Here is a 21262-nt window from a genome sequence, read left to right on the forward strand (position 1 = left end):
GCCGCCGGCTTCGCGAACCCATCCCAGGCAGCGCTCGACCTCACGGTCGACCGCAGCGGGCAGTCGAGGGTGCTGTCGAAATCCAACGCCGGCAGGCAGGTTCGACCGTCCCGATAGATCGCATAGCCGCGAGGGATCGGGCAGATCAAGGGTCAGTGTTCGGGCGCAATCGTTGTAGCGGTCCAGGCTCCGGACCCGCCTCCCAACTGCGACCCTGAATCCGGTCAGCGGGACCCCGCCTCGACGAGCGGCGCAATCCACCTCGGGAGGGGTATGTGCTGAGCGCCTGAATCGCATCAGGGGCGAACACGATCGGAAGTCGCGGGCTGCGATCCGGTGCACCCGCTCGGTGGTGGCTCAGCGAGTAGGACGCAACTCGATGATCGACCGCGAACCGGCCGGGACGACCGAACCGACCTGTAGGCGGGCCGGCTCGGCCAGCGCGCTCAGTTGGTCGAGGGTGCGTTCCCGGCCGCGGACGTAGCAGAGCATCCGGAGATCTCCCTCGGTGTCCGGCGGGCTGCCGCCTGCGTCGCCGATGTGGTCGACGACGAGCACCCTTCCCGTCTCCGAGGCCGCGTCGGCGCATCGCTGCAAGATGCGGACCGCGGCCTCGTCGTCCCAGTCGTGCAGGACACCGGAGAGCAGATAGCCGCCCGCTCCGGCGGGGAGGGGATCGAAGAAGCTGCCGACCTGTGCGTCGGCTCGATGGGCCAGTCCGGCGGAGGCGATGGCCCGGTGCGCGCGGGCCACCGGGCCGGGCAGGTCGATCACCGTCCCGCGCAGTGCACCGTGGGCGCGAAGGAGGGCGATGAGCAGGCTGGCGTCGCCGCCGCCGACGTCGATGACGTGCTTCAGGGCGCCCCATGGGTAGGCGTCGGCCACCGCGGGTGCGTCCTGCGCGAGCCGGGCTCCCATCAGAGCGTCGAAAGACGCTCCCAGCCCGGGGTCGGCGGACAGATCGTCCCAGAAGGTGCGGCCGAACTGACGTGGGAACGCGGGTTCACCGGTGCGAACGGTGTGCAACAGCTGCACGAAGCACAGATCGGCGCGTCCGACGGCGCCTTCCAGATCGATCCAGCGTCGCACTCCTTCCGGATGATCGTCCCGCAGGCGCTCGCCCAACGCCGTCAGGCCGTAGGTACCGGGATCCTCACGAGACAACACCCCGGCGGTCACGAGGTGGTCCAAGAGGCGTCCCAGCGCGTCCCGGTCCGCGTCCACCACCGTGGTCAGCGCCTGGGCCGTCCGTGTGCCCGCGGCGATGTGGTCGGCCAGCCGCAGCGTCGCCGCCACCCGGATGGCCATGGGGGTCACCAGGTCGGCAGCAGCCCACAGCGCACCACCCCACTCCGTCGGCTCCTCGGCCATGACCCTCCTCGTTCGGCAATGCGCCCTTACCGGACTCTCGATGATCAGCGCAGCGGCACTGTCCAGCACAATCGGGTGCCCGCTGCGTTGCCGTCCGGGCCGGTACCGGCCGTGACGGTGAAAGTTCCGGCGGCCTGCTCGGCGCGCCGGGCCAGATTGGTCAGTCCGCTCGGCGTCACATCGGCGGGCATACCGCGTCCGTCGTCCTCGATGACGACGGTCAGGTCGTCGGCCACGGTGATCTCGATCGCGATGGTGTCGGCGCCGGAGTGTCGTACGGCATTGCTGACTGCTTCGCGGACAACGGCTTCGGCGTGGTCGGCCAGTTCCGGGTCGATCACCGAGAGGGGACCGGTGATGCGCACGGAGGTGCGCAGTCCACTGGCCTCGGTCTGCTGCCGGATGGCTTCCTCGATGCGTTGGCGTACTCGCGCGCTGTGGCTGTCGCCGCCGTGTAGGTCGAAGATCGAGGTCCGGATCTCCTGGACCACGTCTTGCAGGTCGTTGATGGCGTCGGTGATGCGTTCGCGCACTTCGGGAACGCGGGTGCGGGGCACGGTTCCCTGCAGGCTCAATCCGACGGCGAACAGGCGTTGGATGACGTGGTCGTGCAGGTCGCGGGCGATGCGGTCGCGGTCGGAGAGGATGTCCAGCTCCCGCATGCGCTGTTGGGCGTCGGCCAGCCGCATCGCCAGAGCGGCTTGATCGGTGAAGGCGGCGGTCAATGCGAGGATCTCGTCGTCATAGGGCGCCGATTCCACCGTGCGCAGCGCCACCAACACGCCGACGGTGGAGTCGGAGGTCTGCATGGGCAACACCAGGGCGGGTCCGGCGTCGGGGAAGATCTTGCCGAGATCGGCGCGGCGCGCGTCGTTGACCCGCTGCGGAGAACGCGAGCCGAACGCTTGGCCGATCGTGGTGTCTCCGAGTGGGAGTTTGATCGGCCGCTGGTCGTCGGTGCTGCCCGCGGTGTGGGTGATCAGCAGTTCGGTGATCTCCTCGGGCGGGCTCTCGGGGTCGGGGACGACCGCCAGGAAGGTCTGTTGCGAGCCGGTGAGCCGGCAGGTGGCCTCCACCAGGTCGGTCAGGACTCGATCGGGTGCGGTGCCCGCGAGGAACTCGGTGGTGATGTCGCGGGTGGCTTCGATCCAGGCTTGCCGGGTGCGGGCGGATTCGTAGAGGTGCGCGTTGTCGATCGCGATGCCCGCCGCGGCAGCCAGGGCTCGCACGATGACTTCGTCGTCTTCGGTGAAAGGCTGGCCGCCCGCTTTCTCGGTGAGGTAGAGGTTGCCGAACACTTCGTCGCGGATGCGGACGGGTACGCCGAGGAAGGTGCGCATCGGTGGGTGGTGGGCGGGGAAGCCGACCGAGGAAGGGTGCTCGGCGAGGTTGTCCAGCCGGATGGGTTTGGGCTGGCTGAACAGTAGTCCCAGGACGCCGTGGCCTTGGGGGAGGTCACCGATTCGTTCGCGGGTGGGTTCGTCGATGCCTTGGTAGATGAACTGGGTGAGTTGCTGGTCGTGGCCGCGCACGCCCAGGGCGCCGTAGCGGGCCTCGACCAGGGAGATCGCGGTGTGCACGATGGTGCGCAAGGTGCGGTCCAGATCCAGGCCGGAGGTGACGGTGAGCATGGCCTCGATCAGGCCGTCCATCCGGTCGCGGGCGTCGATGATCTGCTCGATGCGATCTTTGACCTCGCCGAGCAGTTCGCGCAGCCGCAGTTGCGAGAGCGTGTCACGCACCGAATAGGCGTCGGCCGACGCGTAATCGGCCGGCTGTGCTGCCCCTGGAACGCCGCCCGCGCGGCTGCTCGCCATTGCTCCAGGATATTTCACCCCGTGGCGGAAATGAACGATCAGAAGTCGATGGTGGAGCCGGGCGAACGGGAGCGGAGTTTCGACACGTAGACGGCGGCCTGGGTACGGCGTTCGAGGCCGAGTTTGGCCAGCAATCGGGAGACGTAGTTCTTGACGGTTTTCTCGGCGAGGAACATGCGTTCGGCGATTTGCCGGTTGGTCAGTCCTTCGCCGAGGAGGTCGAGTAGTTTGCGTTCTTGGTCGGTGAGGCCGGCCAGAGGTCCGTCTTGCTGGGTGTTGGTGCGCAGTCGTTGCATGAGGGCGGCGGCGGCGCGGTTGTCGAGCAGGGAGCGGCCTGCGCCGACTTCTTTGATGGCTTTGGCCAGTTCCATGCCTTTGATGTCTTTGACGACGTATCCGCTGGCTCCGGCCAGGATGGCGTCGAGCATGGCTTGTTCGTCGGTGAAGGAGGTGAGGATCAGGCAGCGCAGGTCGTCGAGTTTGGTCAGCAGGTCGCGGCATAGTTCGATGCCGTTGCCGTCGGGCAGGCGTACGTCGAGCACGGCGACGTCGGGGCGCAGGGCGGGGATGCGGGCCAGTGCCTGGGCGACGTCGCCCGCTTCGCCGATCACCGACAGTTCCGGGTCGTCGGAGAGCAGGTCGGCCAGGCCGCGGCGGACGATCTCGTGATCGTCGACCAGAAACACCGTGATCATGATGGTGTCCAATCCGGGAGCAGGTGTGTGGTCGACACTACGCAGGAGACGGAAGGCTCGGTACGGACCAAAGTCCTCTTCCCCGGACGAATAGGTATCGCACAACTGCCCATCATGAATTCGCGCGGACGCGTCAAGCTGCGCGCGGCGCGCTGCGAAATGCGCGGCGGCTGGGGACGACGCGCCGGAAGCCGGCCCGCCGCCGGGGATCGGGTCAGCGCGCGGGTGCGTCGGAGCGGGCGAGTCCTTCGGCGATCAGGATCCGGTGGGCTTGCCGGGCGGCGGAAAGCTGCTCGGTATCGCCCGCGTCGCCGGCCGAAGTCGCTTCGAGGCTGCGGGCGAGCACCGTCACCGCGTCGGTGAGTGCCCGCAGGCGGCTGTCCAGTTCGTCGAGACGGGGCGATTCCGCAGGCCGGACCGCGGTCTTCTCCGGCAGGGTGCCCGCCAGGTCGGTTCCGCGCAGTACCGCCCGCAGATCTTCCGGCAGCCAGGCGAACACGTGATCGAGCTGTCCGGGAGAGAACAAGTCGGCCAGCGCGTCGGTCACCGCGCCCGCGAGCGCGTAGGCCTCGTCCCTGGAGACGCCCGCTTCCCGCGCGAACTGATCGACGAACGAGGGTACGTCGTGCGAAACGGGGACGTGCGCGGGAACCCAGCCCTCGTAGTAGATCCCGCGCAGGAGTTCGGGCAGCTGGGCGCTCAGGTGCGCGGAGGCGTTGACGCCGATGCGGTCACGGACGGAGTGCAGCCAGGCTCGCAAGGCGCGGTGCGCGAAGGGCCGGTCTTCGGTGGCGAGTCCGTCGGCGAGAGTGCGCAGCCATTCGTGTGCGGTGTGTATCGCCGGTGCGAGGGGGTCGCGGTGGTAGCTCATGAGGGTGCCTTTCAGGGGTGGATCGTGGTTGTCGGATGTCGCCACCTAGGTCTCAGTGGTCCAGCGCGAACCGGTGACGGTGAAGATGTCCGTCACCGGTCGTCGCGGGGTCGGCGGGATCAGGTCCGTGTCGTCGGGCGCGGTTCCGATACGGATCAGCACTTGCGGGGTGGCCGGACGCGGGACCAGACCGCCGAGCAGTCCGCGTGTTGTCGGCAGTTCGGTGATATGGGTCAGCGCGCAGGTCCCCAGCCCCGCGGCGGTGCATTCCAGCAGGACGGCCGACAACGCTTCACCGGTGCGCAGCCACTGCGTCACCGAATCGCCTTCGGTGCCGAGCACCACCAGCCGCGCGCGATCCTCCTGCCTGGCGCGTCGCATCGAATGCGGAGCCGGGGGGAACGCGCGGCCGACTCCGACCCGAGCGAATTCCGCGTCGGACACCAGCGCGGCGGCGGGCACGCCCTCGGGGTTCTCGGAATGCCCTGTCCACCATTCCAATTCGGTCAGATACAGCAAGTCGTGCCTGCGTAGCGCGCCGACCTGCTCGGAGGCGGCGGCCAGCCGGGGCCGGACGCTGTCGTCCAAGACGCTGAGTTCCACCTCGTGCGGGGAAGTGAGCATCCGCAGACGGGGGAGCACGTCGGCGAAGCCGCCGGGTTCGGTCATCGGCAGCCGGTCGGTGCGTCGCCGGTCGATGGCGAGTGCTCGGCTGTGGATTCCCTCGGGCGGGTCGGCCCACGGCTGGAATTCGATCACCGCCAGGTGGTCGGGTCGCTGCCGGTCGGGTACGCGCGTCGTGGAGGTGTGCCAGCCCCGGTCGGCGAAGGTGGTTCGCGCGTGATGCAGCACGGCTCCGCAGCTGATCACCAGCTGGCGTCCGTGCGGATCGGTCGAGGGCAGTAGCCGGTCGGCGTCGGTGTAGAGGTGCAGGCGCGTGCCGTCGAAGATCCAGCGCCATGGTTGGGTGTTGTGCACCGACGGCGCGCGGGTGGCGAGCCGCAGCGCGGCAAGCATCACCCGATGATCGGGTACCGGGAGGCCGGGTGCTTCGTCGTTCGCGGTCATGCTTCGAGTCTTCGCGCGATCGTCGCGGCGGACCACGGGCGTTCCGCCCGGGACGCAGGGTCCTTGGTCCCCGCGCGTCCGGCGCCGGAGCGGATCGGGGCCCCCGCCGCCGTGACGTTCACGTCCTACTCCTCGGTCTCCGCCACACGGGTACGCAGGATCGCCACGCCCCACCACAACAGCCGGACCGCGAGACCGGCGTAGATCAGGACAGCGAGGTACACCAAGCTCGCGCCGTAATCGCGGGCCCATTCGGGCAGCAACACCAGGACCGCGGCGGGCATCCCGAGCAGCATGATCGTTGCGACCACCACCGCGGGAACCGCCAGCGGAGCGGCCTCCGGGTCCGGGGTTCCGCCGGACGAGTGTCGGGGGATGAACCGGGGTGACATAGCACACAGACTGTTCCCGCGGTGGTTCCGACGGGAGGGTACTGCTACCCGTAAGCGTGGGCCGAACGTCCCGAAGTGGGTGTGACCTCAGCCGACCTCAGCGAGCGTGTGTGTCGTGGAGCGGATTCCCGTGGCCATGGCTCTCCTGGGTGTGGCAGTGGGTCCGAGACCATCGAGATTCCGGATCAGAACTCGAAGGCGACGCTCAGCAGCGCGACGACGATGTCGCCCGCGGTGTCCACGAGCCGGTCGCGGTCCATCGGCAGCCTGCCGTCGATCCAGTCCACGTAGACCGCGGTGAGGGCGCCGGCCAGGGCGGTGCCGATGGCGGCGAGCGTCTCGTCGCTGCTGGCGAACAGGCCGACGGCGGCCGTGCCGAGGACCGGAGCGAAGGCCCGGACGACCGCGGGCGTCCGGAGGGCGACGTGGCGGCGCAGGTCGTCATCGGCGAGGGGCTCGCGCAGCAGTACCCGGGCGCGGCGGGGGTCCTCTTCGAAGAAGTCCGCGCAGGTCCGCAGCGCGGATCGGACGGCGGCGCGCGGATCGGTGGCGGGCTCGAGGGCGGCGACCCGCTCCCGCAAGGCCGCTTCGACCCGGTCGTAGACAGCCCGGATCAGTGTCTCGCGGCTGTCGAAGCTTTCGTAGAAGTAGCGCGGGCTCAGGTTCGCCTGACGCGTGACCGCCCGCATGGTGACCGCGCTCGTCCCCGCCGTACCGAGCAGTTCGAACCCGACGTCCAGGAGTTGTTCGCGGCGATCGCCGGATCGGTCTCGCAGCGTCTGGCCACGCCAGAGCTTGGGCGCATTCACCCGCTCATCCTCGCATCGCGATGCCGCGCCACCGGTGTTGACATCATCCGATTCAACATGAATCATCTGATTCAAGTTCGGTGGGCGTGCCGCCTCGCCCGCCCTGCGGCCGCGGTGAAAGGTTGCCCATGTTCAGCGACGAACAGTTCCAGCAAGCCCTGCGACGTCCCCGATTGTCGAAACCGGTACCGGAGTTCCTCAGCACGAACCGGGCGGTGCCGATCCGGGCTGTCCCGGAAGCGGAGCTACAGGCCACGACCGAGGAGTGGTTCGGCGAGTTCGAGCGCAAACTGGCCTACTACGGCAAGCTCGGCATCGATCTGGGCTGGCTGCTCGACTGGGCGAAGAAGTACTGGTGGAGCTTCCTGGTCCGGGACATGAGCCTCAACCACGAGCTCTACACCGCCGACGTCCGCTATACCGATGTGACCACGTTCGGACGCACGATCGTCGGCATCGACGAGTTCGTGAAGTACAACTTCGCCTTCTTCGACGCCATCCCGGATTGGCGATACGACCCGGTGCCCGGCCAGGTGTACCTCGACGTGACGCCGGAAGGCCGGGTGCGCACGGTCATCCGGTACATCGGCAGCGGCCATTGGGACGGCCCGCTGCGCCTGTACCCCTACGACGACAGCGCGCCCGCGCTCCACGGCGACGGCCGATTCATCCAGTGCCCGGCCGTGGACCGCTATCACTTCAACCAGGACGGACTGATGGAAGAAGGCGAAACCCTCTACGACGCTTTCGATGTCACGCAACGGGCCGGAATCCTCCCCGGTGACGGCAGCTGGCAGTTCCGTGCCCTGCTGGCCGCCTCCAAGCTTCCCGCCCTCGTCGACCGATTCAGGAGATGACCGAGGCCCGATGCGGCCGTATGCGGCCTGGGGTCGGCTCGGCTCCGAGTCGCTCACCAGCCGACCCGGTGCGGGAATGTGGCCCGGTGCCAGGATCTCTTACAGCGCCCATCTTTTCGCTGCCGCGTGGTCGTGGGCGGGAATGACCTCGATGCCGGCGGGCAGGCGGTGCAGGCGGTGGATGGCGGCGAAGGCGGCGGGCCGATCATGGTCGACGAGCAGACCCGGCAGCGGAGGCCTTTCGCGGAGCAGGGCGATCTGCTCGCGGCGCCAGACGGCGTCACCGGCCAGCAGTACGGTGCCGCCGTCCGGTACGGCGAGAACGAGCCCGATGCTGCCCGGGGTGTGGCCGGAGAGATCCACCGCCAGGACCGAGCCGTCGCCGAAGAAATCGTGACTGCGGGAAAAAGTCAGAACCGGAGGTCCATCGAGGTCGAAGGACGGGGTGGGTCGTGAGCCGAGCGACTCGGCGACTCCCACCGGGGCCGTCGCGGGGTTCGTCGCCCACGCCAGTTCGGCCGCGGACGTGCGCAGCGCGAGTGACGCAGGTAGATCGAGCAGTCCGGCCACGTGATCCCAGTGAAGATGCGTCGCGATCGCGAAGTCGACCGCGTCGACGGGGACGGCCGACATCGCCAGCGAATCGCCCAATCCGACAAGCGGTTTCCTCGGCGCGACGAGCCCGCGATAGGGGCGGCGCAGCCGCGGCAGGACCAGGGTGTGCACGTCGGCGCACATCGCCGGATCGACCAGGAAACGAGCTTCCGGGTGTTCGACCAGGAAACTGGTCATCGCGATCGCTACCGTGGGCGGCCGCAGCGCTCCTTCGATCACCCCGTAGGCCGGGGCGGGGCGCACACCGTGGACGAGCGCCGTCAAACGAACTGTGGCCCGTGCCGGGGGCAGTCCCGCGTTCGTGATCGAGCCCAGCAATTCCGCGTCGGGGCGGCGGGGGAACACCGTGCGCCACGGCATCGACATCCCGGCGGCGCAACACGACCACCACGTGCCGGCAGCGCCGGTGCGCGCCGTCAACGGTCCGGTTGATGGGAATCCCACACCCGCCCCTTCCCGCCCGACCGGCAGCGACATGTCCGACGACAGCCTACTCGCGCACCGCACTATGTGAACTGATGTTCTCGTTGTTGGTCGATCGGTGCGCGCGTCCATATGGCAGAATGGAGCGGCAGATTATTTCGAAATTCGATGTTGTGTCGACGGCTTATAGCCGGGCCGCTAGAGTCGGCAAGTACAAGTAATTAAGTTACTAAAGGTTCTCTCTATCCACGCGGGTATCCCGCTCGGTTGCCGGAAGGCGAGAGGTGATGGCATCAGTGGAACATGCCGACGCGAGCGAACGCGCAGCGGCATCGACGGCGCGGCGACTGGCCGCGCTCCTGTTCGGCGTGGGGATACTGCACTTCCTCGCGCCACAGCCGTTCGATTCGGTGATCCCCGCCCAGCTGCCCGGCCGCCCCCCGCCTGTACACGCACGGCTCCGGGGTCGCCGAACTCGTCGTGGCCGCCGCGCTCGTCACGCCGCGGACGCGGCGGTGGGGCGGGCGATGGGCCGCCTGGTTGTTCCTGGCGGTGTTCCCGGCCAACATTCAGATGGCGGTCGACTGGCTGCGTAACGATCGGATCCCGGCGCCTGTGAAAGCGGTTGCCCTGGTGCGGCTTCCGCTGCAAATCCCGCTGGTGCTCGCCGCCGGGAAGGTGCGACGAGCAGGCTACGTGCAGCGCTGATCGGGTCTCGCAGCAGCCCCGGTCCGCCGTGGCGGGAGCGGCTGACTCACGGCGGCGTGCCGACCGCGCGGCGCTGCGTGGGCTTGTCCGTGGAGCATTTGCCCGAACGATTCCGTGACCCGTGCGCCAGGGGGGGGCGACCTGTACCGGGCTGATGCCCGCGAGCCTGCAGCGCACGAGCGGGATCCGCGCGATGATGGAGTAGTGCGCACCCGCTATCACGATCACCTCGAGCAGCTCGCCGGTCAACTGCGAGTGATGTGCGCGCGCAACCGGGAAGCCATCGCGATGGCGACCGACGCGCTGCTCGGCGCGGATCTGGAGCTGGCCGAGCGCACCATCGACTACTGCGCCGAAACCGTGGCGATGCGCGAGGACACCGAACACGCCGCGGTCACGCTCCTGGCGCTCGAGGCGCCGGTGGCGGGAGAACTGCGGCGAGTGGTGACCGCGCTGCAGTTGGTCGACGACCTCACCCGGATGAGCACCCTGACCGAGCACATCGCCCGCACCGCGAGGCGCAGGCATCCCGCCGACGCGGTCCCCGCGCCGGTGCGCAACCTGGTGAGTCACATGGGTGAGACGGCGGTCGACCTCGCCGACGCCGCGGTCGGCGTACTGACCACCGCCGACCCCGGCGACGCCGCGGATCTGGACGCCCGCGACGACACCATGGACGACCTGCACCGCGATCTGCTCGCCGCGATCCTCGCCGAGGGCTGGGACAACGGCACCGCCGCGGCGGTCGATGTCACCCTGCTGGGCCGCTACTACGAACGCTTCGCCGACCATGCCGTCGAGGTCGGCCGCCGCACCCTGTACATGACCACCGGGCAGCGGCCCGACGACACGGCTCTGCAGCCCGGCTAGATCCGGGCGTCACGCGACATCGTTACCCGCGAATCCAGGCCGGCCCCGTAGGGTCGGCCTGGAATTCGCCCGGACGGATCAGGCGAGGTCGAACCGATCGTTCTCGACCACCTTGACCCACGCGGCGACGAAGTCGTTCACGAACTTCGCCCCGGCGTCGTCCTGCGCGTACACCTCGGCCAATGCGCGCAGCACCGAGTGCGACCCGAAGACGAGGTCGTTGGCGGTGGCCGTCCACTTGGCCGCACCGGAGGACCGGTCGAAGCCTTCGTAGACGTTCTCCGCCGACTCGGACGCCTTCCACTCGGTGTCCTGGTCGAGCAGGTTGACGAAGAAGTCGTTCGTCAGCACGCCCGGCCGGTCGGTGAACACACCGTGGTCGGTGCCGCCGTAGTTGGCACCCAAGGCCCGCAGACCGCCGATGAGCACCGTGAGCTCAGGAGCGGTCACGTCCAGCATGTAGGCCCGGTCGAGCAGCAGGCGCTCCAGCGGAGCCTTCTCGCCGCTGCGCGCGTAATTGCGGAACCCGTCGGCCCGCGGTTCCAGCACCGCGAACGACTCGACATCGGTGTTCTCCTGGGTCGCGTCCGTCCGCCCGGGGGTGAACGGCACGGTGACGTCGTGCCCGGCGTCCTTCGCGGCCTTCTCGATCGCCGCGGACCCGGCCAGGATGATCAGGTCGGCCAGCGAGACCTTCTTGCCGCCGGAGGCGGAACCGTTGAAGTTCTGCTGGATCTGCTCGAGCACCGGCAGAACCTTGGCCAGCTCGTCCGGCTCGTTGACCGCCCAGTTCTTCTGCGGCTCGAGACGAATCCGGGCACCGTTGGCGCCGCCGCGCTTGTCGGTGCTGCGGTAGCTGGCCGCCGACGCCCAGGCAGTCTTGACCAGTTGCGCCACCGACAGGCCGGACTCGAGGACCTTGCTCTTCAGGGCCGCGATGTCCTGCTCGTCGATCAGTTCGTGATCGACGGCGGGAACCGGGTCCTGCCACAGCTGCGGCTCCGGAACCCACGGCCCCAGGTAGCGGGTGATCGGTCCCATATCGCGGTGCAGCAGCTTGTACCACGCCTTGGCGAACGCCTCGGCCAGCTCTTCGGGGTGCTCCAACCAGCGACGGGTGATCTCGCCGTAGATCGGGTCTTCCCGCAGCGCGAGGTCGGTCGTCAGCATCGTCGGGGTACGCGCGGGGCCGTCGAACGGATCCGGGATGGCACCCTCGCCCGCGCCGTCCTTCGGCTTCCACTGCCAGGCTCCGGCGGGGCTCTTGGTCAGCTCCCACTCGTAGCCGTACAGGTTCTGCAGGAAGCCGTTGCCCCACCGGGTCGGGGTGGACGTCCAGACGACCTCGAGGCCGCTGGTGATGGCGTCCTTGCCCTTGCCCGTGCCGTAGGCGCTCTTCCAGCCCAGGCCCTGCTGCTCGATCGGGGCGCCTTCGGGCTCGGCGCCGACCAGGCCGGCGTCACCGGCGCCGTGGGTCTTGCCGAAGCTGTGGCCGCCGACGATCAGTGCGGCGGTCTCCTCGTCGTTCATCGCCATGCGGCCGAACGTCTCCCGGATGTCCCGCGCGGCGGCCACCGGATCCGGCTGACCGTTGGGGCCTTCCGGGTTCACGTAGATCAGGCCCATCTGGACGGCGCCGAGCGGGCCCGCCAGTTCACGGTCGCCGCTGTAGCGCTCGTCGCCGAGCCAGGTGTCCTCCGGGCCCCAGAAGACCTCTTCCGGTTCCCAGATGTCCGGGCGGCCGAAGCCGAAACCGAAGGTCTGGAAACCCATCGACTCCAAGGCCACGTTTCCCGCGAAGACGAGCAGGTCGGCCCAGGAGATCTTGTTGCCGTACTTCTGCTTGACCGGCCACAGCAGCCGGCGAGCCTTGTCCAGATTGGCGTTGTCCGGCCAGCTGTTGAGCGGCGCGAAGCGCTGCGCGCCCTGACCGCCGCCGCCGCGGCCGTCGGCGATGCGGTAGGTACCCGCGGCGTGCCAGCTCATCCGGATGAACAGGCCGCCGTAGTTGCCGTAGTCGGCGGGCCACCAGTCCTTCGAATCGGTCAGGACCGCGGCGACGTCGGTCTTGAGGGCATCGACGTCGAGTTTCGCGAACTCCGCGGCGTAGTCGAAGTCCTCACCCAGGGGGTTGGATTTGGACGAATGGGCGTGCAGCACCGAGACATCGATCTGCTCCGGCCACCAGTCCTTGTTGCTGCGGGGGCGATGATCCGTCTTCGCGGTGGGCGACGGGATCGCCGGGTTCTCACTTTCGCTCGAGCTGTGAGTTTCGGTGTCAGGATTGGGCGGGCGGCTATCGGATGACACAGCATTCCTTCCTGAATGAGTGATGTGGGCTGCGATCACGGATGTGATCGGGAAGCCTGTGTTTCCACACAATCGGGACACAGGCCCCAGTAGATGACTTCGGCCTCGTCGATCGAGAACCCGCTGTCATCGGACGCGGTCAGACACGGGGCATCGCCGATGGCGCAGTCGACATCGGCGATCACCCCGCACGCCCGGCATACGACGTGGTGGTGATTGTCGCCGACGCGCGACTCGTAGCGCGCGACGGACCCGGAGGGCTGAATACGCCGTACCAAGCCGGTGGCGGTGAGCGCGTTCAACGAGTCGTACACCGTTTGATGGGATACCTCGGGCAGCGCGGATCGAACGGCACGGATGATCGACTCCGTGTCGGCGTGCGGATGGTCGTGCACCGCGCTGAGCACCGCGACCCGCGGACGGGTCACACGCAGCGAAACTCCTCGCAGCAGCTGCTGGAATTCCGAGGCCGTTGGCATGCACGGAAGTCTCGTCCGCTTTCTGGAACGAGTCAAGAGTTTGTCCGAAAGTCGCGCTCTCCCAATCGAGATCGGCGCTTCCGAACCTGGTAGCCGGGTCGGTGGGGCGGTGCCACCGTCGGCGTCCCGGCGCCCCGGCGGTTGGTCGCGATCACGCGGCTCGAAGCCCCCCGCCGACCACAGTGCCGGGCGTCGGCGCGCAGGGGGGAAGTCGCGCCGCATGGCTCGAGACGGGCGGGCCGCCGGAGGGTCACCCAATCCTTCGAAAATTCGGCATCAAGGCCGGAAGACGGATCGGATGCACCCTTCCTTTTTGTGCTTGAAGATGTCGTAGCCGTACACCGCGTCGTCGAGTGGCATGTCGTGGGTGATCAAATAGGACGGGTCCAGGTCACCCTGCTGGATGTAATCGAACATCCGGGGCACGTACCGCTGCCCGAACTGCTGTGCGGTGCGAATGGTGAGGCCTTTGTTGGTCACGACGCCCATGGGGAACTTGTCGGTGAGGCCGTAGATGCCGAGCACGGCGACCACGCCGCCTTTCCGGCACGCGAGAATCGCTTCTCGCAGCGGTGTCGCCCGATCGGATTCCAGCCGCAGGAGTTGTTTGGCTTTGTCGTAGATCTGCTGGAATCCGGTGCCGTGGCCTTCCATTCCGACGGCGTCGATGCAGGCGTCCGGGCCGCGGCCACCGGTGCTCTCGCGCAGCGTCTCCTGGACGCTGTCGACGGCGGTGTAGTCGATGGTCTCCGCGCCGAATTGCTCACTGGCCACGCGCAGCCGCTCGGGAAACCGGTCGATGACGAAGATCCGGTCGGCGTCGAGTAGGCGGGCGGTGTGCCCGGCCATCAATCCGACCCCGCCGCTACCCCACACCGCGACGGTGTCACCGGGGTGGATATTGCAGAACTCGGCGCCCATCAGGCCCGTCGGTACGGCATCGGAGAGGAACAATGCCTGTTCGTCGGTGATGCCTTCCGGTATCCGGAAGCAGTTGACGTCGCCGAAGGGCACGCGGACGTATTCCGCGTGGGAGCCCTGATAGCCGCCGAAGGGGTGGGTGTAGCCGTAGATCCCACCGCTCGGATAGCCGAGCAGCGGTTGTTGCAGCGCACCGTTCGGATTGGTGGTGTCGCACATCGAATACAGTTCGTGGTCGCAATACCAGCACGATGTGCACCCGATGAAGGACGGGACGACGACGCGGTCGCCCACCTTTGTCGAGCCGACCTCGGCCCCGATTTCGACGACTTCGCCCATGAATTCGTGCCCGAAGACGTCACCTTCCCGCATTCCGGGCAGATATCCGTCGATGAAATGCAGGTCGGAGCCGCAGGTGGTGGTCAGCCGCACCTGCACGATGGCATCGTGCGGATTGACCAGCGTGGGGTCGGGCACGGTTTCCACGGCGAGGTCGTCGACGCCGTTCCAGCAGAGCGCACGCATGTCTCCTCCTGTTCACCGAGCCGACGAGCGAGCGCTCGGATTGTGGGCGAGGGTGGGCATTTCGCCGGTCTGCAGCCGGGCTCGGGCTCGATACAGGGCGGTGAACATGGCCGCGCCGGTCAGCAGGTCGGGCAGGGGGGTCCGCGCCCGCATGGTCACTTCGGTGCCCAGGTTGCGCGGCGCGTCCCGGAAGCCGAGGTCGACCTCGAGGCCACGGGCGGAGGCGCTGTCCTCGTCCTCGGAGCCGACGAACCGCAGATGCCCGTCCTCCTCGCGCAGGGTGGTCTTCCAGGTCGTGCGCCCGTCGGTGCCGGAGTGCAACGTCCACTCGTAAATCGACGGTTCGGTGGACCTGACCTCGGCGACATCGCCCAGCACCTCCGACAGGTTCGCCGGGTCGCGCCAGAACCGCTCGACTTCGGCTCGCGGGCGAGCGATGGTCACGGTTTGGCTGCTCGAATAGCTGCTCGCCGACTCGATCAGCCACCCCACCAGGTCGCTCAGCAAATGTTTGGTGTCATCGATGTAGTGCATGGGGCCTCCTGTTGCTCTCCGTAGTCGCCCGACACTTCGACGCGCACGAGAAGCACCGTGCCCTGGGGGGCAGCAGCACGAATCGTCGGTCGCAGAGGACGAGGAGCAAGAACTGCCGCGCATGTCCTATGCGGTCTCGAAGCGGCTACCCGCCGCTGAATACACCAAACCGGATTCGCCGTTGTCGCTCGATCCGCCAAGGTCAGCGGGACCGGAGCTCGCCTTCCTCGGCTGTCCGGCCGCCGAACGGGGTCACGCGCGCGGCGGCCGGCCCCTGCCGCACGAGCGCCGTCGGATCATCTCGATCGGCCGATCTCGGCCTTCTTCGCCGCCAGCCGCGCGGCGAATTCGGGGGATTCGAGAGAGGCCACCTGCGGTACGATCTCGGCGTCGACCGCGTCGGCGTGGGCGGCCAGATTCGCGGTGTGGCGCATGGTGCGCTTGGTGGTGATGAGCAGGTCGCGTGGCGCGTCGGCCGCGGCCGCGGCGAACTCGACCGCGCCGTCCAGCAGCGCAGCGTGGTCACCGTCGATCACCCGGTGCGCCAAACCGGCGTCGCGGGCGGCCTCGGCGTCGAGAATCTCCCCGAACAGCGTCATCGCGGCGGCCCGCTGCGGCCCGACGGCGCGTTGCAGCATCCAGGTCATCCCGCCACCCGGATGAATGCCGAGCCGCAGGAACCGGGCGTCGAACCGGGCGCGGGGGCCTGCGATCCGCACGTCGGCGGCCAGCGCCAAGTTGAGTCCCGCGCCGACGGCCGCGCCGCCGACCGCCGCGATGGTCGGCAGTGCGCATCGCGCGACCGCGAGGAATCCGTCGTAGATCACCCGCAGTCCCTGCTCCCGGGCCTCGCCGAGCGCGCTGAGATCGGCGCCCGCGCAGAACGCGGGCGGGGTTCCGGTGACGACCACCGCGTGCACGCCGGTATCGCGCTCGGCCTCGGCCACCGCGGCGGCCAGTTGTCCGGACAGCTCCGGTGTCAACGCGTTTCGCCGATCCGGGTCGTGCACGGTGATGACCGCGACCTTGTCCCGCCGCTCTGTGCTGATCTCCGCCATGACCGGATCGTAGGCGCCCGGGCGCGGCCGGTGGACACGCACGTGCTGATCGCCGCTTTCGAATCGCGCCGAAAACAATCATGGACGCGAGATCGCCCGTGCTCAACGATCGCTGGACTGCGACGCGTCGGTGCGTTGCTGCTAGCGAGGAGAGTATGAGCGTGAGAGCGCACAGCAGGTTTCTGGTCGGCGCGATAGTCGCCGCAACGGTGGCGATGCTGCTGACCGCATGCGGCGGCGGGGAGGTCCGTACGTCCGGCGGTGTGCCGGTCCTGCGTTATCAAGGTTGGGCGTCTCAAGTCGTCATTCCGGAACTCGCGGAAGATCTCGGCTTCTTCGACGGCAAAGTGAAGCTCGAGTGGCAAGGCAATACCATCAGCGGTCCGCAGGACATCCAATCGGCAGCGACCGGTCAGGTCGACTTCGGCGGTGCGTTCGGGGGCGCGGTGGCCAAGCTGGCGCAGGGTGGCGCGCCGATTACGGCCGTGGTGAACTACTACGGGTCCGACGAGAAGACGTTCACCGGGTTCTATGTTCCCGAGAACAGCCCGATCAAGACTCCGAAAGATCTGCTGGACAAGAAGATCGGAGTGAATACGCTGGGCGGCCAGTCCGAGGCGGATATCCACACCGCGTTGAAGAAGATCGGTCTCGACGACCAGCAGATCAAGTCGGTTCAGCTGGTGGTTTTGCCCCCGCCGAACACCGAGGACGCCGTTCGGCGCGGTCAGGTCGACGTCGCCGCGTTGAGCGGGCAGTTCCAGCAACGGGCGATCGCCAACGGCGGACTGCGTCCGGTGTTCACCGACTACGAGGAATTCGGTCCGTTCAACGGCGGTCAGTACGTTTTCCGCGACGACTTCATCGCCAAGAATCCCGACAGTGTCCGCGCATTCGTCGACGGGGTCGCCAAAGCCATCGAATGGCAGAAGACGACCCCGCGCGACCAGGTGATCGCGAAGTTCACCGAGATCATCGAGAAGCGGAAGCGATCGGGGGAGGACGCCTCGTCGGTGAAGTACTGGTTGTCGGTCGGAGTGCCCGCCGTCAGCGGCGTCATCACCGACGCCGACTTTCTGCGCTGGGAGGCTTGGCTGCGAGATACCGGCGCGATCAGCGGTTCGTTCGATCCTTCGAAGTTCTACACCAACGAATACAACCCGTACGCACCGAAGTAGTGCGCAAGACAGGTCGGGCTCCCGCCGTGCCGCGAGAGCCCGACCTGTCGGATTTCTCGATGCGGAGCCGAGCGTCGTCTCGCGCATTCGTGTCGCCGCTCGGTTATTCGGAGAGCGACAGGCTGTCCCCGTCGGGGTCGGGTACGACGACGTTGCCATAGGTCTCCACCGGTTCGTGGCCGATGCCATGTGCGGCAAGGCCGGTCAGGATGTCGTCGAGGCCGGTCACGCCGGGCGTGATCATCGCCCCGCCCACCCACTCGGCTCGCATTTCTCAGATTCGTGCGACGTGCGCCGTACTGGTTCGATCATGGCGATGGTCATCCGATCGACCACTGGAACAATCGGGCGCCATTGCGTGTTGTCACTGGTGCCGCTACTGTTGGTGCGGTATCCATCTTGTGGATGTAGGTGACAGTTCCCTCCCACAAGAGTCCACATTCGCCACGGCGTTCTCGCATGTCGTGCCCACGGCACCGCGCTCGGACTGGATGGCTCCGGCCACACAGCACATCGGCGCGCCGCAGCGAGCGTCATTCCCAGCAGGCGGCATTCACGGCGACCCGCCGCATCCACAACTCGGCAGGAGTAAATCCATGCAGGACAACACTATTCGCAGACAAGACAACGCAACCGGAGAGAACCGTACGACATCGGTCACGGGCATCCTCGATATCACCGACAACCATGCCTCGCTGCACGTCGACGGCTACCTGCCCGGACCGCACGATGCTCATGTGCCCGTGCGCTCGATCCGCGAGTACGGCCTTCGCCGTGGCGATATCGTCACCGGCACAGTCGGATCCAAGCGGGAAGGCGCGAAACTCGCGCCGCTGGTCGGAGTCGAACGCGTCAACGGCCTGCCTCCGGGCAATTCCGGGTCGCGACCGCACTTCGCCGACTTGATTCCCATCTATCCGCAGGACCGGCTACGGCTGGAGACCGAGCCGCACGAGCTGACCACGCGCGTCACCGACCTCATGATGCCGATCGGCAAGGGCCAGCGCGCGATGATCGTCGCACCGCCCAAGGCCGGCAAGACGTCCGCGTTGCAATCCATCGCGCACGGCATCGCCAAGAATCATCCCGAGTGCCACCTGATGCTGGTACTGGTCGGGGAACGCCCGGAAGAGGTGACCGACCTGTCCCGCGCGGTGCCTGCCGAGGTCGCCGCCGCGACCTTCGACCAGTCGGCCCGCGAACACATCGCGCTCGCCGAATTGGCCATCGAACACGCCAAACGTCTCGTCGAAATGGGCCGCGACGTGGTGGTTCTGCTGGACTCGCTGACCCGGCTCGCCCGTGCCTACAACCTGGCGGCCGCCGGGTCCGGCCGGATCCTCTCCGGTGGCGTCGACGCCGGGGCGCTCGCGCCACCGAAGAAGTTCCTCGGCGCCGCCCGCAATATCGAGAACGGCGGCTCGCTCACCATCATCGCCACCGCGCTGGTCGAGACCGGCTCGCTGGCCGACACCGTGATCTTCGAGGAGTACAAGGGCACCGGGAACGCCGAACTGAAGCTCGATCGGCACCTCGCCGACCGCCGCCTGTTCCCCGCGATCGACATCGACCGGTCGAGCACCCGCAAAGAGGAACTGCTGCTCACCGCCGATGAACTCGCCGCCACTCGATCCCTCCGCAAGACCCTGTCGGGCCGCGACCCACAGCAAGCGCTCGAACTGCTGCTGACCGGCCTGAGGCAAACCGAGACCAATGGAGATTTCCTGACCCAGATCCGCAACGCGGGCTGAGACGACGCGCTGTTCGACGGGATGCCTTGCAGGTGTTCTGACCTGATGTGTTCGGCGCCCAACTGGGCGCCGAACACATCTCACGCCTCGAACAGTGATTGCCCGAGATAACCGCCCGGTGCCGCGACCCCGGGCGGGATCACGAACACCGCGGAACCGACCGGCGTCGTCCACACATTGAGCGCGTCGAATTCCGCGAGCCTGCGCTGCACCGGAACGAACTGCGTGTCCACGTCGCGCTGATAGGCGGCGAACAGCAGACCCGAGTTGGAGATCCCGCCCGGCGCGGGCGCGTCGTCGTAGTTGTAGCCGCGACGCAGGAAACGCTCGCCGTCGTGCGTGTGATGAGCTCGAGCGATGTGCGACGACGGCGGGATGACGGGTATCCCGTTCGCGTCGACGGCCGTGAAGTCCGGTTCGTCGAACTCGTCGGTTCCGGTCAGCGGAGCACCGTTGGCAACGGTGCGGCCGATGGTGAGTTCCCTTTCCTCTCGGTCGATTCGGTCCCAGGTGTCCAATGTCATCGCGATCCGCCGCAGTACGCACGAGGTGCCGCCGCTCAGCCAGGGCTGGATCGCGCCGTCGTCCCATACCAGGCGGGCGAACTCCGGCGTGCCGGGAGCGAGGTTCACCGTGCCGTCCACCTGGCCCATCAGGTTGCGCGGCGTCCCGCCCGGCGCGGCATCGCGAAATCCACGCTGCACCCACCGCACGGTGACCAGCGACGACACGCTCCGGCACAGCACACGCACCGCGTGCGCCACCGTGGTCGCCTCGTCCGCGCACACCTGCAGGAGCAGGTCGCCTCCGCTCCAGGCGGCTTCGAGCCGGTCGATGGGGAACGGGGGCAGCGGCCGCAGCCAGGACGGCCTGCGGTGCTCGAGGCCGGTCGCCGGGAACACCGCGGGCCCGAAACCCACGGTGATGGTGAGCCGCGCCGGGCGCTGCGCCAGTTCGGGTTCGGTGTCCGCGAGGGCGGGCCGCCCCTGGGTGAGCCGGGCGGCGTCGCCGGTCCATATCTTCAGCAGTCCGACGAGGTCCTCGCGCCCCACTCCCGCTCTCAGATCGAATGCGACGAACGCCGCGTGCGCTTGCGCCGGGGTGTCGATCCCGGCTTGGTGCGGTCCGTAGAACGGCACCGACGCGTCCCACGGCGCCGGATCGGGCCCGCGCCGTCCGATGCGGGCGGCGGCGCCGAGCCCGGCACCGGCGACGCCTGCCGCGGCGGCACCGCCGCCCAGCAGGCGCCGCCGGTTGATCCGTGCGGGTCGCGGTCCGTTCCGCTCAGCCACCGTGGGCGGGGGTCTGCGCGCCGGCGTGTGACTCGCCGCCCGCGTGATCGGGCACGTAATTCTCCTGGTTGCCCGCGAAGTCGCGCACCTGGGCGGTGAACGTCGTGCTCGAGCCGTCGTCGAAGGTCAGCGTGAGCGATGTCTCCGATCCGGTGCGCAGTGGTCCGTGCAGGTCCATGAACATGATGTGGTCGCCGCCGGGTCGTAGTTGGGTGCGGCCGTGTGCGGGGACGACGAATCCGCCGCGTTTGGGCCGCATCGCCTTCGTCCCGTTCGCGTCGGTGACCACTTCGTGCAGCTCGATCCGGCCGGAGGCGGGACTGGTGGCCGAGACGATGGTGCGGGGGGTATCGCCGCTGTTGATCAGGTCGCCGAACGCGGCCGACATCCCGCTGTCGGCCGCCTTGACCCACTGGTCGGCAATCGTCACGGCATCGGCTGATGCGACGGTGTCGGCCTTGTCGGCCGACGAGCACGCGGTCAGCAGAAGCGGCACCGCCGCGGCGGCGATCGCGCCCCGCAGGAGGCGAGAGATCGGTGGTGCAGTGAAGCTATTGACAAACATGAGAACTCCGGAAGTTTCGCGCGATGTGGTGTGGTGCGCCGACGAGGCGTGCGGAGTCGGCCGATCCGCCGGTGGGCCTGCCGGTCCGTCACCGGGGTGCGATCGGCCGGCGCAGCGGAGTCGTGGGGACATCACCGGACCGGCCGAGGCGGG

19 protein-coding genes and 2 pseudogenes are annotated in these 21262 nt (G+C 68.1%); 5 read left to right on the forward strand and 16 right to left on the reverse strand.

All coding sequences use genetic code 11. The features are described 5' to 3' along the window. Positions 1 to 357: 357 nt before the first annotated feature. The 7 genes from ABZ803_RS32905 to ABZ803_RS32935 form a co-directional block, all read right to left on the reverse strand. The gene (locus ABZ803_RS32905; protein ID WP_357045367.1) at positions 358 to 1371 is read right to left on the reverse strand and encodes a methyltransferase; all 1014 of its coding nucleotides are present in this window, start codon (positions 1369 to 1371) and stop codon (positions 358 to 360) included. Positions 1372 to 1415: 44 nt separating this feature from the next. Then, a complete protein-coding gene (locus ABZ803_RS32910) occupies positions 1416 to 3188 on the reverse strand; it encodes a GAF domain-containing protein (RefSeq protein WP_357045369.1) in 1773 nt (590 codons plus the stop codon). A gap of 38 nt (positions 3189 to 3226) precedes the next feature. Next, entirely contained in the window at positions 3227 to 3883 is a 657-nt protein-coding gene (locus ABZ803_RS32915) for a response regulator transcription factor (RefSeq protein ID WP_357045371.1), read from the reverse strand. Between the two features lie 214 nt (positions 3884 to 4097). Then, positions 4098 to 4799 carry a DUF2267 domain-containing protein gene (locus ABZ803_RS32920; RefSeq protein ID WP_357045373.1) on the reverse strand — a complete coding sequence of 234 codons (702 nt, stop codon included), beginning with the start codon at positions 4797 to 4799 and terminating at the stop codon, positions 4098 to 4100. After that, positions 4800 to 5822, reverse strand: coding sequence for a hypothetical protein (locus tag ABZ803_RS32925; RefSeq protein ID WP_357045375.1), 1023 nt, complete (start codon positions 5820 to 5822; stop codon positions 4800 to 4802). 125 nt (positions 5823 to 5947) lie between these two features. Beyond that, on the reverse strand, positions 5948 to 6214 hold the full coding sequence (locus ABZ803_RS32930) for a hypothetical protein (RefSeq protein WP_357045377.1): 267 nt from the start codon (positions 6212 to 6214) through the stop codon (positions 5948 to 5950). 185 nt (positions 6215 to 6399) lie between these two features. Next, the gene (locus ABZ803_RS32935; RefSeq protein WP_357045379.1) at positions 6400 to 7023 is read right to left on the reverse strand and encodes a TetR/AcrR family transcriptional regulator; all 624 of its coding nucleotides are present in this window, start codon (positions 7021 to 7023) and stop codon (positions 6400 to 6402) included. 128 nt (positions 7024 to 7151) lie between these two features. Between ABZ803_RS32935 and ABZ803_RS32940 the strand changes: the two genes are divergently transcribed. Beyond that, entirely contained in the window at positions 7152 to 7880 is a 729-nt protein-coding gene (locus ABZ803_RS32940) for a nuclear transport factor 2 family protein (protein ID WP_357045381.1), read from the forward strand. 99 nt (positions 7881 to 7979) lie between these two features. Here the strand turns inward: ABZ803_RS32940 and ABZ803_RS32945 are convergent, their stop codons facing one another. Next, the gene (locus tag ABZ803_RS32945; protein WP_357045383.1) at positions 7980 to 8939 is read right to left on the reverse strand and encodes an MBL fold metallo-hydrolase; all 960 of its coding nucleotides are present in this window, start codon (positions 8937 to 8939) and stop codon (positions 7980 to 7982) included. Positions 8940 to 9205: 266 nt separating this feature from the next. On the opposite strand from ABZ803_RS32945, the pseudogene ABZ803_RS32950 reads away from it, so the two are divergent. Both ABZ803_RS32950 and ABZ803_RS32955 read left to right on the forward strand, forming a co-directional pair. After that, a pseudogene (locus ABZ803_RS32950) lies at positions 9206 to 9626 on the forward strand (hypothetical protein). Positions 9627 to 9830: 204 nt separating this feature from the next. Next, positions 9831 to 10496, forward strand: a complete 666-nt coding sequence (locus tag ABZ803_RS32955) for a PhoU domain-containing protein (protein ID WP_357045385.1) — start codon at positions 9831 to 9833, stop codon at positions 10494 to 10496. Between the two features lie 78 nt (positions 10497 to 10574). Here the strand turns inward: ABZ803_RS32955 and katG are convergent, their stop codons facing one another. The 5 genes from katG to ABZ803_RS32980 form a co-directional block, all read right to left on the reverse strand. Then, positions 10575 to 12806: a catalase/peroxidase HPI gene (katG, locus tag ABZ803_RS32960; RefSeq protein WP_357045387.1), complete on the reverse strand. Its 2232-nt coding sequence runs from the start codon at positions 12804 to 12806 to the stop codon at positions 10575 to 10577. A gap of 35 nt (positions 12807 to 12841) precedes the next feature. Further along, the gene (locus ABZ803_RS32965; protein WP_040871953.1) at positions 12842 to 13285 is read right to left on the reverse strand and encodes a Fur family transcriptional regulator; all 444 of its coding nucleotides are present in this window, start codon (positions 13283 to 13285) and stop codon (positions 12842 to 12844) included. A 276-nt stretch (positions 13286 to 13561) separates the two neighbouring features. Further along, the gene (locus ABZ803_RS32970; RefSeq protein ID WP_357045389.1) at positions 13562 to 14731 is read right to left on the reverse strand and encodes a zinc-dependent alcohol dehydrogenase; all 1170 of its coding nucleotides are present in this window, start codon (positions 14729 to 14731) and stop codon (positions 13562 to 13564) included. Between the two features lie 12 nt (positions 14732 to 14743). Then, on the reverse strand, positions 14744 to 15265 hold the full coding sequence (locus tag ABZ803_RS32975) for an SRPBCC family protein (protein WP_357045391.1): 522 nt from the start codon (positions 15263 to 15265) through the stop codon (positions 14744 to 14746). 296 nt (positions 15266 to 15561) lie between these two features. Further along, positions 15562 to 16323, reverse strand: a complete 762-nt coding sequence (locus tag ABZ803_RS32980) for an enoyl-CoA hydratase (protein WP_357045393.1) — start codon at positions 16321 to 16323, stop codon at positions 15562 to 15564. A 161-nt stretch (positions 16324 to 16484) separates the two neighbouring features. Here ABZ803_RS32980 and ABZ803_RS32985 point away from each other — a divergent pair, with 161 nt between their 5' ends. After that, positions 16485 to 17501, forward strand: a complete 1017-nt coding sequence (locus ABZ803_RS32985) for an ABC transporter substrate-binding protein (protein ID WP_357045395.1) — start codon at positions 16485 to 16487, stop codon at positions 17499 to 17501. A 103-nt stretch (positions 17502 to 17604) separates the two neighbouring features. Here the strand turns inward: ABZ803_RS32985 and ABZ803_RS32990 are convergent, their stop codons facing one another. Next, positions 17605 to 17772: a hypothetical protein gene (locus ABZ803_RS32990; RefSeq protein WP_357045397.1), complete on the reverse strand. Its 168-nt coding sequence runs from the start codon at positions 17770 to 17772 to the stop codon at positions 17605 to 17607. A 343-nt stretch (positions 17773 to 18115) separates the two neighbouring features. On the opposite strand from ABZ803_RS32990, the pseudogene ABZ803_RS32995 reads away from it, so the two are divergent. Continuing rightward, a pseudogene (locus ABZ803_RS32995) lies at positions 18116 to 19252 on the forward strand (transcription termination factor Rho, short form); the annotation flags it as partial. Between the two features lie 80 nt (positions 19253 to 19332). Here ABZ803_RS32995 and ABZ803_RS33000 read toward each other — a convergent pair. Then, the gene (locus ABZ803_RS33000) at positions 19333 to 20544 is read right to left on the reverse strand and encodes a Dyp-type peroxidase (RefSeq protein ID WP_357045399.1); all 1212 of its coding nucleotides are present in this window, start codon (positions 20542 to 20544) and stop codon (positions 19333 to 19335) included. Then, positions 20537 to 21109 carry a copper chaperone PCu(A)C gene (locus ABZ803_RS33005; RefSeq protein ID WP_357045401.1) on the reverse strand — a complete coding sequence of 191 codons (573 nt, stop codon included), beginning with the start codon at positions 21107 to 21109 and terminating at the stop codon, positions 20537 to 20539. The genes ABZ803_RS33000 and ABZ803_RS33005 overlap by 8 nt, the downstream gene beginning before the upstream one ends. Positions 21110 to 21262 lie beyond the last annotated feature (153 nt).

Source organism: Nocardia sp. NPDC047648 (genome assembly GCF_040642815.1).
Lineage (GTDB): Bacteria > Actinomycetota > Actinomycetes > Mycobacteriales > Mycobacteriaceae > Nocardia > Nocardia gamkensis.